Source organism: Arenibacter antarcticus (assembly GCF_041320605.1).
GTDB classification, from domain to species: Bacteria; Bacteroidota; Bacteroidia; order Flavobacteriales; family Flavobacteriaceae; genus Arenibacter; species Arenibacter antarcticus.
This window is the reverse complement of record NZ_CP166679.1, coordinates 3,223,285-3,238,424: the sequence shown is the minus strand read 5'-3', so window position 1 is coordinate 3,238,424 and position 15,140 is coordinate 3,223,285. Positions and strand designations below refer to the sequence as shown.

Below are 15,140 nucleotides of genomic sequence, written 5' to 3'. Positions count from 1 at the left end.
TTATTTACTATTATTTCTGTTTAACACGCTAATTACTAAACGGGTTACGGTTTGCATTTCTTCTGGTTTACTTGAAGCAATGAACAACGTTAAACTCGCTAAAGTATCGTTGCTTATAATAGGTTGTTGTTGACTATTGAAAAGCATGTCGTTCTGTTGTAAAAATTTAAGAAAACATGCTGCTGCTATTCGTTTGTTTCCATCTACAAAAGAATGGTTCTTTACCACTAGATATAAGAGCATGGCTGCTTTTTCCTCTAGTGTTGGGTAAAAATCAGCTTCTCCAAATCCTTTTCCAATTTGAGCAATTGAGCTTTGAAAGCTTTTATCTTTTTCCTTACCAAAAACATCCGAATCAAACTCGCTTAACATTTGGTTGATGAGTTCTTGATAATCTGTTAAACTTGGGTAATCTACTTTCTTTATAGTTAATCCTTTGGTGTCTAATTGTTCATGATCATAATCATCTAATAAACTTAAGCCCTTAGTGAAAACTGTAAGCCATTGATTGTCTTCAATTTTTTCTTCAATAGCCCTACTTAAAATATGAATACCATCTTTTAATAACTTTACTTCTTGTTCTTTTTGTTCTAAACGTTTTTGGTTTACCGCATAACCCTGAACCAAATAATCTTTTAATACTTGATTCGCCCATATACGGAATTGTGTACCTCTTTTTGAGTTTACACGATAACCAACAGAAATTATGACATCTAAATTATAATGAACTCTATTTCTAGTTACTGTTCTTTCACCTTCTTGTTGAACTGTTCGGAATTTCCGAACAGTTGCCGTTTCCGTTAATTCACCAGATAAAAAAATATTTTTTATATGCTCACTAATATTAGCTTTACTAGAATTAAAAACTTCTACAATTTGAGCCTGTGTTAACCAAATAGTATCATCTTGAAGATTAACTTGAAGTTGGGTTGCTCCATCATCAGACTGATATATTACGATTTGGTTTTGTTCTTTCATTTTAAATTTTACTTTTCAACTAACGCCAATTTTGCGACAGTTGCTTATTTGGTCCTTACGCAACGTAACCGTTGTATTCGTTCATATATTCTCTAACTATTATACTATTAATGCGTTTTACATCGGTTGTATTGATGTCTATATGTTGTTCTTTTTTAAACTGGTTCACCACCAGGCGCATTACCATTCGTTCCACATAACTCTCATTCTCCAATATTTTAGAGTTTTGCATAATTTCCTTATCTACCGCAGTTTTTAAACCCATTAAGGCATCAAACAATTTACGCTCACTTTCGGTCAAAGGATCCTTTTCGATTAGGCGTTTATGAATGCGGGCATATTTGGCGTCATAATCATATTTCGCTTTTAGCAATTGGTTTTCTCGCTCCAGTTTTTTGGCCTTATCATAAATATCGTTTAAGGCCTTAATATTGGCTTCCATTTCTTCTTTGGTTACCTCACTTAAATTTTTCTTTTTGAACAGTCGTTCCAACTCTTCTTTTAAAGACACAAAAACAGGGTCCTTCTGGTCAAAGTTACCACCCAACATTTCTCTAGTACGCTGCAAGGTGTTTTTTAACTCGTCCGCCAAGACCATTTCTTCTTCCTTCACCTTTGTGAAAGCAAAAATAACATCTTCTAAGGCGGTGTTTAAAATATTATCTGTCCCTACATTATTCTCTAAGGCAATTTTGGTATTGATAAGTGCCAACCTATCATTGGTTAGTCTGGAAAGTACCGATAATTTTCTGAAATCCAGTTTTTCCAGCAATTCAAAATTACCGGAAAGACGAATAAGATTGTATAGTTCTTTCGCATTGTTTAAAGCTTTGGCTATAAGCCGTATTTCGGTACGCTCGTTTATTTCAGAAATCTGCTCCCCGAAAACGGTGGCATTAACGGTATTGAATTTGAAAAGAATATCCTTTATTTCTTCTATCTCCTCCTTTATTTCTTCCGGAGATTTGAAGAGGTTGGAATAATGCTGCATTTCATCCCCTAGTTCCGATTGCAGCTCGTTAAAGTAATCCTGATTGGTCTTATCGAACTCTTTTTGAATATCTGCAAAGTCCACCACAAAACCGTATTTATGATTCTTGTAAGTTCTGTTGACACGGGTAAGGGTTTGCAGCAAATTGTGCGACTTTATTTTACGCCCTATGTAGAGCTTCTTTAGCCGTTTCGCATCAAAACCGGTTAAGAGCATGTTATACACAAACAGGAGATCCAATTTACCGACCTTAAAGTCGGACACCCAGTCTTTACGCTCTTGTTTGGTGCCAATATCATGCAGAATAACCTTAGCAGTTTTAACGTCGCTGGCTTCTTTCTTTTTAGTGGTGTAGGTAATGGGTTCCTCGGCGGCCAGATTCAAATTCGGTTCAGTCTTATCAGCGTAATTCTCCAGAAAGATGTCATACATCATCTTGGCTTGATCCGAAGAGTCACAGACCACCATACCTCCAATGCTATTGTCGTTCATAGCGATTCTTGCTTGCTCCATATCTTTTACAATATAGTCTAGCATGGGTTCCACAAACTTATAGTGGGCAAAGACCTTCTTTTTGTCTGTATTACCCTGGAGTATTTTAATCTCTTCCAAGGTTTTCTGCAGGGCAAGCTTATAATTGGTCTCTATTTCTTCTCGAATCAACCGTAAGGTATAGCCATCCTTTATGGAAAGGTTGTAGTAGTATTTATGGATATAGTCACCAAATAAGGTTTTGGAATTGTATTCCGTTCCCAAAAGGGGGGTGCCGGTTAGTCCAATCTTTATGGAATGGGTATCGGCCAGTTCCAGATTTGCTAAAAAACTGCCTTTAGGGTTATAACTGCGATGCACTTCATCCAAAAAGAATATCCGCTGTACACTTAAGTTGTAATCGTTATTTTTTATAACATCAGGGTCGTCCTTAAACTTCTGAATGTTAACTACGGTAATTTCTGCCTTACCCGAACTATTATGGATTACCTCGGTAGATTTAATGTCTTTAGTAAATGCCTCCCTTGAATCTATTTTATGCACCACAAGTCCACGAGCTGTAAATTCCTTTGCTGCTTGAGTTAATAAATCCAGACGGTCTACTATAAAATAAAACTTAGGGATGATGTTCTTCTTCTGATAATAATCCGTAAGATATTTTACATTGAAAAAAGCCAATGCCGTTTTACCGGAACCTTGGGTGTGCCAAATTATTCCTTTTTTAACTCCTTTCTCTAGCTTTTTTTCGATTGCCTTGGTTGCAAAAAGTTGTGGATAACGCATCACATGCTTTTCCAAACCTTTTTCTTCCTCTACATAAGCAAAAGCATATTGTAAAATGAATTTTAAACGCTCTTTTTGGAATAGGGAAGTGGAAATAGAGTTGGTCGGTGTATTCGGATGTTTATTGGATATATACTCTTGTGAGTTCTTTATGCTCAATAAGTTGGTATCCTTTAGAACAAAGTTCTCCTCGTTCTCTGTGATAGGCTGAAGGATAGCATGTAAGTCAAAAGTTTCTTCTTCCCTGAAATAGTTGAAGCTGGGTTTATAATAGTTGGTGGTACTATAAAAGGCTCCTTCCAACATTTGGGAATCATCGTCACTATACTTCATGTTGTTGGAAAACACCATGAGTTGGGTAAGGTTGATGAACTTTAGGAACTTTTTATTTTGGAAACGCGTTTTCATGCGTCTATGTTCGTCCTGAACTCCATTTCTATTGTTCGGCTTTTTAACTTCTAAAAAAACCAACGGCATACCATTAATCAATAGTATAATATCCGGCCTAAAAGTCTCATCATCTTTTTGATAGGGCAATTCAGTTACTACATGAAAGGAGTTATTCTCCTCAAAGTTTTCGAAGTCGATTAATTTAATTCCCGATTGGTCTATAAGTTTGTTGTAAAAAGCACGACCTAAATCTTCATTTTCCAATGACAAAGTAACTTCATCATATACTTTTTTGATATCGGTCGGAGTTATGCCGAAGTTAATTGCAGCAATTTGCTTTTGAAATATTTCAGTGAATATATTGGTTCCCGCATCCCAGGCACTATCCTTTAAGGACAAGTACTTATACCCCAATTGCATTAAGTGTAAAATGGAAGGGATTTTTACTCTTGAATCTTCGTTAAAAATCATTAGCTAATTTTGGTCGGTATGGAACAGCTAAAGTTAGCACAAATTTTGAATTGAAGGTGAAATCAAACGCCCTTCATTATATACAGCCTATTAAACCCTAGCCCGTTTAAGAAACCCTAAACCTCCAACCAAACCATATCAAACACCATCATTTATTCCATTGCGAAGATCACCCTCTACTCCCATCGGCCGTGAATCTGCAAAAAAGGCTGCCATATCGGTACACTCTGAGCACAAATAGTAGGCTTTTGGTAATCAAACCCTAGGAACATCACACTCATCAACCTCACCTCTTCCGGTTCTTTAACAATTGTTGATTAAAACGGTGTTCCAAAGTCTCATCTGAAAGATCAGGTTCACCCAATAGCCAGGCATCAATCGCATCTTTGTCAAAGAATTTCTGGCGGATGTGGGGATTATTGCCAGTGGGAATGAGCTTAAATTGAGTAAGCTTATAGATTTTGCTCTTGGACAGACCTGTATATAATGCCAAGTCATCTATGTTCATTGTTTTCTTGTTGTGGGCAAGTAACCCCTTAATATCTGATAAAAGGTCTACCACTTTTTCTTGCTCTTCCATAATAGTTATTTTAAGGTTTCCTTCAATTTATGGAAGGAAAAAACCCAAAAAGGAACAATCGAAAACTTTAACTAATAAAATTAAAATTGTTTGTGGAATCAATAAGAATTCGTTGAAATTGGCTAAAATACCGCAATAGTTAATTTTCATCAGTTCCCCTATGGTAGAAAATAAAAGGGCAATTTGTTGTACGTATGTTGTACGGATGAAAAAACAAAAGGCTTCCAATCTCTTGAAAGCCCCGTGTTTACTGGTCGGGATGACAGCATCCGCTAAGCAAGTTCAAGTAATTGATTATCAATATTTTACATTATTTTAATTAATGTAAAATCCCGTTATTGACATGTTAATCAAAAAAGTAACCAGTGAGCTTATAATTATACTCGGTTTTACTACCTCTAAGTTACAAAGAAAATTCAATCTAAAATTAAAAGAATATTATATCATTAAAAAAGGGAGAAAAATTCTGATTAAAATATGGAATTTTTTATAGTTCTCACTGTAGAGTAAAAACTTTAGGCTTTGCCTTCCAAGTAATTTTTAGATAGGAAATAAACGACAGGACAAATGACTATTCGTTGGGCACTATAGTATTTGAGCGACACATATATAGGAGCCTAAAATGAGGTTTGCATATGCTGTCCAAACAATTTTTAACGCCATTTATCAAAACGATTCATGACAGTCTCATTAGCTGTATAAATGTATAATAGGGTCGTTGAGATATACTTTGTAAGTTCCGTAAAAGGTGAATTACCGGAACTATTAAGAGGAAAGACCTATGAAAATCGGAACAAATATTCTTCCAAGATATTTAAATAGTCCCATAAAATAACGTTTTCGGGGACTACTGCAGTTTTAATTTTCAATAGGTGAAAATCTTTTTTCTAACCAATGGCGATTGGCTAACTATTGGAAGAACTATAGCATAGGTAGTTAATAATTAATATATTTACGCCAGATGCAGAAGTACAATCACATAAAAGCATTTTTCTTTTTAGGCCTGTTCAGCTTTATGATGCTGCATCAAGCCTTTCCTCATCTGCATCATCAGCACGAGGATTCTCATTCACATTCAGATATTGCACATACGGGTGGGCACGACCATAACGATGATCATTCCCAAGAAAACACAAATTCACCTCTTGGTTTATTTGGATCCTTTATGGATATGCACGTACACTCCTCGGTGTCAATTGATATTGAAATATTTAAAAGGGATATCGTTGAGGAACAGACCAATATTGGCAAAGAGATTGCCAATGCTGCTTCTGACTATCAAAGGTTTTTAATTGATTATGGGCGATATACCGTACCGCCTATTTATCGTCCACCGAATACTTATTTTAACCCCTATCTCTCACTCCTCGAATCACGAGGCCCCCCATCTTTAGGTTAATCGTTTAGGAATATTTGCCAGAATGGCGCAATAGTCCTTTTTAAAACTTCAGATCTGTCTACCGACAGGCATGATTAAACCTAAAATTCACGAAAAATGTATAAACAAATCGTATTCGCAATTTGCGGATGCCTGTTTTTTGTTGGTGGTTTTTCTCAAACCAAAAATTTGGAGAGATTGCTCAATGAAATAGAACAGAACAATACCGAGTTAAAAGGCTATCAATCCTATATTGAAAGTCAACAGCTCGAAAACAAGAGCGCTAACAATTTGCCGGACCCCCAGCTCACTGGATATTATTTACCATTTGGAGATAATATAACAGACACCTATTCGGAATATCAAATAGCACAATCCTTTGAATTCCCAACAGTATATGCTGCACGTAGTAAATGGAACGATATAAAATCGGTGCAACTCCAATCTGCATATGCCAAGAGGAGACAGGCAATACTATTGAATGCAAAGGAGTTCCTAATAGAACTGGCTTACTTCCAGAGACAAAAAGCCATTGAATCCGAAAGAAGATCCCAAGGTAAACAGGTATATGATCAGATCCAAGAGCTCTATAATAAAGAGCAGGTGGGTATTTTAGATCTGAATAAAGCCAAGATTGCCTGGATTCAGGAACAATTTGTGGTGGAACAGATCGAAAATGATATCCAAATTCTGGTATCCAAACTTAAAACCTTAAATGGCGACAATCCTTTGGATGGACTTTCAACGCAAATCGATTTGCCCGTAGAAATTGGAAGCAAGGACGACCTCTGGCTGGAAAAACTGGCCGAAGACCCTTCCTTACAGGAATTAAAGACAAATGAGGCTGCTTCCTTGCAAAAAATGAAATTGGAGCAAAACAAGGTCTTTCCAAACGTTTCACTGGGCTACAACCATCAGGGTGTTAAAGGGAATTTTAATTCAGGATTTTTTGGTGGACTTACTATCCCATTGTGGAGCAGTAAGAATAAAGTAAAAGCCGCACAGGTAAACCATGAGTATCAGCAATCCAATACCCAAGTAATTACCACTGCCATTAATACGCGATTTGAAGAAGTATTTACACGCTACCAATTAATGCGTTCCAAGTACAGTGAGTATCAAATTACGATGGGCAATTTGGAAAGTGAGAAATTACTTTTTAAAGCATATATGTTGGGCGAATATTCATTTATGGATTATTACGTAGAGCTCCAGTTTTACCGAAATGCATCCGATAAAATGCTGCAAATGGAAAAAGAGTTGCATTTGCTTCAGGCACAATTATTAAGACATCAATTATAAATATTAAGACAAAAACATTATGAAAATTTCTAAAATAGTATTCGCAGTAGCTTTAATTTCAACAGTTGCCCTAACTTCTTGTAGAGACACAAAATCAAAGACAGAAAGTACAGAAGAGCACGGTCATGAACACGATGCAGATGGAGGTCATATGCACGAGGAAACTATAGAGCAGGAAGAGTTCCATGTCGATCAGGACTCTATGGAAAATAAACCTGAAACCCATAAACATGATGATGGTGCTGAACACCACAATCATTAAAATATAAATAATTATAACAAATGAAATATATAATTATAGTGCTTGCCTTTTTGGCTATGTCTTGTAATAACAAGGCAGAAGATGCACATGCACATAATGCCGATGGTAGTCACGTTGGGGAAGAAATTCCCCGCTTGGACCATACGATTTGGACGGACAAAACAGAATTATTTGTTGAGTTTCCGGCACTAATAGTGGGCCAAGGAAGTAGATTCGCCGCTCATTTTACCGAAATGGACAAACACCAGCCTGTTAGGGAAGGTTCGGTAACCGTAAGCTTAATAAAAGATGGGAAGGGCATCAGGAATACGGCAGATGCACCTTCATCACCTGGGATATTTTCACCTGCCATCCAACCCAAAGAAGCAGGGAACTATCAGTTGGTTTTTGAATTAACTACGCCCGGATATTCAGATAAGATCACAATTGATGATGTTACTGTATATGCAAATGTAGATGAAGCCATAAAAGCTTTAGGTACGGCCCAGGATGACGGCAGCATATCGTTTTTAAAAGAACAGGCTTGGAAAATCGACTTTCAGACAGCAGCTGCGGTCAATGGTGAAGTCTATGATATCATCAATTCATCAGGTGTTTGGATGCCTTCTCCAAGCTCGGTAAAGACGCTGGTAGCCAAATCTAACGGTGTCGTGAATTTAGCAGTTGGCAATCTCACGGAAGGTATGCCTGTGAAACGGGGCCAGTTATTGATCGATGTAAGCAGTCAAGGTTTGGCTTCCAATAATTTGAGTACAGAAATTGCCAAGGCACGTTCCAATTTTGAACAAGCAAAGGCAGAATATGAGCGGAAAAAGCAATTGTTCGAATCGAAAATTGTTCCTAAAGCAGAGTTTGAAAAAGTAGAAAGCAATTTCAATATCGCACGATCCAATTATCAAGGCCTTACGGCTGGAGTCTCAGGTGGAGGGAAGCAAATACGGGCACCTTTTGATGGTTACATCACGGCGATAAATGTTGCCAATGGGGATTATGTGGACCAAGGTGCTGCAATGGTAACGGTAGGAACGCATCGATCCAGAATATTAAAATCACAAATTGCGCCTTCTTATGGTCTTACCATGGAGAACGCACAAAGCATTTGGTATCAAACCAAGGAAGGGCTATGGCGAAATGTGGCATCGTCTGGAGGTTCGATCCTCTCCATTGCTAAAGATGTAGATAACAACAGACCGCTAATTTCAGTATTTGCCCAGGTCAATGACGATATTGAAATGCCGGAAGGGAGCTTGACCCAGGTTCAAATTGCAATGGGCAACGCAACCCAAAACACCATGATCCCTATAAATGCTTTGTTGGAAGATTATGGTAGTTATTCCGTTATGGTACAACTTTCGGGAGAAAGTTTTGAAAGACGACCTGTAAAAATTGGTAAGCGCAACGGGGAAAATGTAGAAATACTCCAAGGTCTGGAAATTGGCGAAGTGGTAGTTACCACAGGAGCATATCAGGTTAAAATGGCTTCAATGTCCGGTTCAACACCTGCACACGGTCACGAACATTAAAAAATCGAAGAGAAATGTTAAACAAAATATTATCAATTTCACTTCAAAATAGATTACTCATTCTGTTGGGAGCGGTTGCATTGAGCGTGTTGGGTATTTATTACGCCCGGACAATGAACGTCGATGTATTCCCAGATCTTACGGCACCTACGGTAACGATACTTACCGAGGCGCATGGAATGGAATCTGAAGAAATCGAAAAATTAGTAAGCTATCAGCTGGAGACAGCCTTGAACGGCTCGCCAAATGTTCGAAGAATCCGTTCTTCATCGGCAGCAGGCATATCCATTGTTTGGGTAGAATTTGATTGGGGAACCGATATTTATCGCGCACGCCAAATTGTGAGTGAACGGATCCCAATGGTAAGAGAGAATTTACCTGAAGGAATTGGTGCGCCGACTATGGCTCCTATTTCATCCATTATGGGCGAAATAATGCTTTTGGGCGTCACCTCGGATACTTTGTCCCCAATGGAATTACGGACCCTTTCCGATTGGACGATACGCCCACGGATTAAAGCTATTGGCGGCATTGCCAACGTGGTGGTTATTGGTGGCGATTATAAGCAATACCAAATATTTGCGAATCCTGAAAAGTTGAAACATTATGATGTGAGCCTTTCTGAACTGGTAGAGAAGGTGAAGGAAGCGAACATAAATGCACCGGGTGGTGTAATCAACCAATATGGCAATCAATACATCATCAAAGGAAGTGGTAGAGCGTATGCTCTGGAGGATTTAAAAGAAGCGGTATTAAAACAGGTCAATGGTCAAACTTTAAAAATTAAGGATGTGGCCACGGTACAAATTGGAGCTGCAGATAAGATTGGCGATGGATCATTAAATGCTAAGCCAGCCGTTATTTTAACCATTGCAAAACAACCTGATGTCAACACATTGGAACTGACAGAAAGATTGGATGAAGCAATTGCTGATCTGGAAAAAACTTTGCCAAAAGGGGTAAACATCAAAAGTCAAATCTTTAGACAGTCTGATTTTATCGATGCTTCCATCAGCAATTTGAATCAGACCTTGTTGGAAGGTGCATTTTTTGTAATGATTATCCTTTTCATATTTTTAATGAATTGGAGAACCACTTTAATATCCTTGTTGGCCATTCCTATTTCCTTATTGGTGTCCATAATCATCCTAAAATGGCTGGGGTATACCATTAATACAATGAGCTTGGGCGGGATGGCAATCGCTATTGGCGCCTTGGTGGATGATGCCATTATTGATGTAGAGAATGTCTATAAACGCTTGCGTGAAAATATCAGAAAACCAAAGGCCGAACGCGAGTCTACCTTGACCGTAGTGCGTGTAGCATCGGTAGAAATTAGGAGTTCTATCGTTATTGCAACCTTGATTATCATCGTATCATTTATACCGCTGTTCTTTTTGAGCGGGATGGAAGGTCGTTTATTGCAACCGCTGGGAATAGCTTTTGTAACATCTGTTTTAACTTCATTGATCGTTGCTGTAACGGTAACCCCAATATTATGTTCCTACTTGTTGGATAACGAAAAGCTTTTAACCAAACAAGCAGAGGGCACACGGGTGGAACGTTGGTTACAGAAACATTATGGAAATATATTGGAACGTGCCACAAAAGTTCCAAAAACTGTTATTGGCATAACGGTCATTGCCTTTATGGTTAGTCTTTTAGTTTTAACGCAATTGGGAAGAAGTTTTCTTCCAGAATTCAATGAAGGTTCCTTAGTCATTAGTGTGGTAGGACCACCGGGAATGTCCTTGGAAGAGAGCAACAAAACAGGAAAACTGATAGAGACGGTATTATTGGAGCTGCCCGAAGTTGAAGTAGTTACCCGAAGACAAGGGAGAGCAGAACTGGATGAACATGCACAAGGTGTAAATGCTTCAGAAATTGATGTGCCTTTTGTTCTCGACGGAAAAACCAAGGAAGAATTTTTTGAAGAAGTCCGTACCAAATTAAGCATTGCCCCAGGGGTAAATATTACCTTGGGGCAACCCATCGCGCACCGTATAGACCATATGCTATCAGGTACACGTGCCAATATCGCCATCAAAATTTTTGGTCCGGATCTGCAACGCTTGTTTGAAGTAGGCAAGAGCGTAGAGCAGAACATCAAAGATATTGAAGGCTTGGTAGATGTAGCGGTAGACCAGCAAGTCGAAGTTCCGCAGATACGCATCAAACCTAAACGTCAAATTTTGGCGGCCTATGGAATGACGGTCGGAAATTTGATGGAGCAGGTAGATATTGCTTTTGCCGGTGAAGAGGCGGGTGAAATTTATGAAGGACAACAATATTTCGATCTGGTTGTGCGCTACGAAAAACCATATAGGAACGACATTGAGAACATCAACAAAACGTTGGTAAGCCTTCCAAATGGCGGACACACAATATTGGGAGAATTGGCAACCGTTCAATCCGTGAGCAGTCCGAACACCATTAATCGTGAAGATGTACAACGTAAAATTGTAGTCGCCGCCAATGTACAAGGCAGGGATTTGCGAAGTGCCGTAAATGAAATAAAGGAAGTTGTCGCCAATAATGTAATTATGCCGGAAGGCTACCGGGTGGAATATGGCGGACAGTTTGAAAGCGAGTCCAAAGCATCACAATTACTTATGTTCACTGCAATCATCGCAATAGCTATCATTTTCCTATTATTGTATTATGAATTTAAAGAGGTGAAACTGGCATTTGTAGTATTGATCAATCTGCCTTTGGCCTTAATCGGTGGTATATTGATCGTGTACTTCACTTCCGGAATTATCAGTATCGCAGTGACCATAGGTTTTATTAGCCTTTTCGGTATCGCAACCCGAAATGGAATCCTATTGGTATCCAGATATGAGGATTTGCGAAAGGAAGGTATCCAAGGTTTTGAGCTCATCAAAACAGGGGCATTGGATAGGTTGAACCCTATCTTGATGACGGCTTTTACAACAGGCTTGGCATTAATACCATTGGCCCTTAAAGGAGGCGAACCAGGGAGTGAAATACAAAGCCCCATGGCAGTGGTTATTTTGGGGGGATTGTTATCTGCGACCATTTTAAATTTGGTCGTTATCCCTTGTGTGTATCAGTTGGTATTGAAAAGACCGCCAACGGTTCCCGATACCCCGGAAGTAATATAAATGAAATTAAAAATTTTCTTGGATCAAATACCTGAACCATATCAGACCTTGCGCAACAAATTGTTTGCCAAGGTCTATTTGGCTCGGAGTATTGGCCTAATTTAAGAATCACTGTAGACATTGCATTGATCCAATTAAAATTTTTGGACTTATAACCTTTCTAAGATCAAAACGAAGGTTTTACGGTGGAACAAAACACCTCACCTTTATGGTTTACTTAACCCCGGATTTATTTAGACTTTCGAATAATTTCCAAATCGTTTACTTCAAGGGTCGTTTAAATATACTTTTAAGTTCCGAAAGCCGGCTTTATTACTGAACAAAATCTATCTTAACAAATATTTATATTTAAGTATTTGCTTAATTACGTAAGGTGATATTTTATTGGCCGACAAAAACCTTACTATGAAATGAGTAAAACCGAAAACTGCTCGCAATTCCGAATGAAGATATGTGAACCTGACTGCCGTCAGGCTAGTTTACCTGCCGTAGGCAGGTGCAGCCGAAGTATGACCGTTAAAAAGCAATAAATAGCTACATATGAAACTAGAAATATCCTGTACCCGTAAAGAGGCTGACCATAAGCAGCTCACAAGATGTAAAGAAACCATACAAAACTCATCCTCCGGTTTTCAGGAGATAAGCAGAATATTTGCATTGGCGGGAAGTGAGGTGCGCTTGAAAATTCTTTTCCTTTTAAATATGGAAGAAGAGCTTTGCCCTTGTGATATTGCGGATATACTAGAAATGAGCGCTCCTGCGGTTTCCCAGCATATCCGTAAGATGAAAGATGCAGGGGTCATCCGAATGAGGCGTGATGGCCAAACACTTTATTACTCTTTGGTCAAGGAAAACACCACTGTGTTGAATAATGCCCTCTCAACAATTGACAGCAATCGAAAAATAGCATAATATGGAAACAGGAAAAACTTCGAACAGGGCAGCTTACGCTGGAATATTTACGGCCATAGCTGCATCAATATGTTGTATCACCCCAGTTCTGGCATTGATAGCAGGAACAAGCGGCATTGCATCCACCTTTTCTTGGGTGGAACCGTATCGGCCTTATCTATTCGGCCTAACAATCGTTGTATTGGTTTTTGCCTGGTATCAGAAACTTCGACCAAAAACCCAGGAGGAAATCGACTGTGCTTGTGAGGATGATGCAAAACCATCTTTTTGGCAATCCAAATCCTTCCTATTTATAATTACGGTATTTGCGGGGTTGATGTTAACATTTCCATCCTATTCCCATATTTTTTATTTCAGTCCAGATTCTAGTAAGGAAATCTTATACACGGATCAATCGAAGGTTAAAGAAATAAGGGTAACCATAGCAGGAATGACCTGTGAAGGTTGCGAAGCACATATTGAAAGTGAAGTTAGCAAACTTGATGGAATACTCCATGTTAAGGCAGATTATGAGGCAGCTAATACAATCGTAAAATACGATGAAACCAAGGTGAACCTTGAAGAAATAGAAACCGCCATCCTGAGCACAGGATACAAAATAATTAAATAATGGAAATAAAGTTAGAATCCACAATCACCTGCCCTAAGTGCGGTCATCGAGCAACAGAGAAGATGCCCACAACTGCCTGCCAGTTCTTCTACGAATGTAAAAATTGTAAAACATTGCTAAAGCCAAAAGAAGGCGATTGTTGTGTTTATTGCTCCTATGGAACTGTTGCTTGTCCACCAATTCAGGAAGGGTCAGGTTGCTGTAATTAGCTAAGGAAACTAATCTAACGGTAGTCCCATAAAAGTTTCGTTTTATGGGACAAAATTCCGATCCTCTAAAGTTTATTTAACCCCACGTTCAATTAGACTTTCAAAAAATCCCCAATCGTTTACTTCAAGGGTTGTTTAGATAAGTTATTGGTGCCGCCTCAATGGGAATACTTAAATCTTGCTTCAATTAATAATAAGCCCTTTCTTCCATCAAACAGTATCACATGACAATTGCGTGTTGCGTTATTCGAACCGATTTTTAAAAATCGTTGTCAATCCCTCAAAAACCATCGTTTTTATTAGTTAAAGTTTTACCCAGTTTCTTTTGGGGCTGTTTCCTTCTCTAATTTGAAGGAAACCATAAAGCAAATATCATGGAAGAACAAGAAAAAGTGGTGGACCTCTTAACGGATATCAAGGGCCTACTTTCCCACAACAAGAAAACAATGAACGTGGAAGACCTGGCACTGTATACAGGACTCTCCAAAAGCAAGATCTACAAACTGACCCAACTAAAGTTGATCCCCATGGGCAACAATCCCCATATCCGTCAGAAATTCTTTGACAAAGATGCCATTGACGCTTGGCTATTGGGGGAACCCCATCTTTCTGATGAGACCTTGGAGCACCAGTTCAATGAGTCCCTGTTGAAGAACAGGAAATAATTGAATCCCCATGGTTACGGAAAAATCAGATAGAAATTTTAAAGGAATCTGGATACCGAGATCGATCTACTTGAATTCGGAGGCAAACTGGTATGCAAAGATCTTGTTTTTGGAGATACACAGCTTCACCGAAAATGGGAGGGAATGCTATATGTCTAACAAGCACATCGCTTCATTTCTGCATATTTCCGAACGTCAGGTCAGCAGGTACATATCCGAGCTAAAGAATTTGGGCTGGATAGAAGAAACCTCCTTTAATGGCAGGAAGCGCTATCTGAAAAGTTTGCTGCGTTTCAGTGTCAATACTGGCGAGCCTGACAGGACAAAAGTGTCTGGACAGCCTAGACGTTTCTGTCGGGGCAGCATCGACAAAAGTGTCCAACATAATAAACAAGTTAAAAAACAAGAAACAAAACAATTTACCTTTTTAAAAGAAGAGAAAGAAAATAGAAGTCCAATCTTAGAATAA

Annotated in this window: 13 protein-coding genes; 10 read left to right on the top strand and 3 right to left on the bottom strand. The window is 38.7% G+C overall.

Features of this window, described 5'->3' with window-relative positions:
- The 3 genes from rhuM to KCTC52924_RS13415 all read right to left on the bottom strand — a co-directional run bounded on the left by rhuM (position 1) and on the right by KCTC52924_RS13415 (position 4,685).
- Positions 1-978: a virulence protein RhuM/Fic/DOC family protein gene (rhuM, locus tag KCTC52924_RS13425; RefSeq protein ID WP_251806576.1), complete on the bottom strand. Its 978-nt coding sequence runs from the start codon at positions 976-978 to the stop codon at positions 1-3.
- 55 nt (positions 979-1,033) lie between these two features.
- Positions 1,034-4,105 (bottom strand): type I restriction endonuclease subunit R, encoded by a 3,072-nt coding sequence (locus KCTC52924_RS13420; protein WP_251806575.1) that lies wholly within the window; start codon positions 4,103-4,105, stop codon positions 1,034-1,036.
- Positions 4,106-4,391: 286 nt separating this feature from the next.
- On the bottom strand, positions 4,392-4,685 hold the full coding sequence (locus KCTC52924_RS13415; RefSeq protein WP_251806574.1) for an AlpA family transcriptional regulator: 294 nt from the start codon (positions 4,683-4,685) through the stop codon (positions 4,392-4,394).
- A gap of 961 nt (positions 4,686-5,646) precedes the next feature.
- On the opposite strand from KCTC52924_RS13415, the gene KCTC52924_RS13410 reads away from it, so the two are divergent.
- From KCTC52924_RS13410 to KCTC52924_RS13365, 10 genes are all read left to right on the top strand, one after another.
- Complete coding sequence (locus KCTC52924_RS13410) at positions 5,647-6,084, top strand: hypothetical protein (protein WP_251806573.1); 438 nt, start codon at positions 5,647-5,649, stop codon at positions 6,082-6,084.
- 96 nt (positions 6,085-6,180) lie between these two features.
- On the top strand, positions 6,181-7,365 hold the full coding sequence (locus KCTC52924_RS13405) for a TolC family protein (protein ID WP_251806572.1): 1,185 nt from the start codon (positions 6,181-6,183) through the stop codon (positions 7,363-7,365).
- A 19-nt stretch (positions 7,366-7,384) separates the two neighbouring features.
- On the top strand, positions 7,385-7,627 hold the full coding sequence (locus KCTC52924_RS13400) for a hypothetical protein (RefSeq protein WP_251806571.1): 243 nt from the start codon (positions 7,385-7,387) through the stop codon (positions 7,625-7,627).
- A 20-nt stretch (positions 7,628-7,647) separates the two neighbouring features.
- On the top strand, positions 7,648-9,150 hold the full coding sequence (locus KCTC52924_RS13395; RefSeq protein WP_251806570.1) for an efflux RND transporter periplasmic adaptor subunit: 1,503 nt from the start codon (positions 7,648-7,650) through the stop codon (positions 9,148-9,150).
- Positions 9,151-9,164: 14 nt separating this feature from the next.
- Entirely contained in the window at positions 9,165-12,275 is a 3,111-nt protein-coding gene (locus KCTC52924_RS13390; protein ID WP_251806569.1) for an efflux RND transporter permease subunit, read from the top strand.
- 540 nt (positions 12,276-12,815) lie between these two features.
- Positions 12,816-13,187, top strand: a complete 372-nt coding sequence (locus tag KCTC52924_RS13385; RefSeq protein WP_251806568.1) for a metalloregulator ArsR/SmtB family transcription factor — start codon at positions 12,816-12,818, stop codon at positions 13,185-13,187.
- A 1-nt stretch (position 13,188) separates the two neighbouring features.
- Positions 13,189-13,797 (top strand): mercuric transport protein MerTP, encoded by a 609-nt coding sequence (gene merTP / locus KCTC52924_RS13380; RefSeq protein ID WP_251806567.1) that lies wholly within the window; start codon positions 13,189-13,191, stop codon positions 13,795-13,797.
- Entirely contained in the window at positions 13,797-14,006 is a 210-nt protein-coding gene (locus KCTC52924_RS13375; RefSeq protein ID WP_251806566.1) for a GDCCVxC domain-containing (seleno)protein, read from the top strand. The genes merTP and KCTC52924_RS13375 overlap by 1 nt, the downstream gene beginning before the upstream one ends.
- Before the next feature lie 374 nt (positions 14,007-14,380).
- A complete protein-coding gene (locus KCTC52924_RS13370) occupies positions 14,381-14,671 on the top strand; it encodes an AlpA family transcriptional regulator (RefSeq protein WP_251806565.1) in 291 nt (96 codons plus the stop codon).
- Between the two features lie 10 nt (positions 14,672-14,681).
- Positions 14,682-15,140: a helix-turn-helix domain-containing protein gene (locus KCTC52924_RS13365; protein ID WP_251806564.1), complete on the top strand. Its 459-nt coding sequence runs from the start codon at positions 14,682-14,684 to the stop codon at positions 15,138-15,140.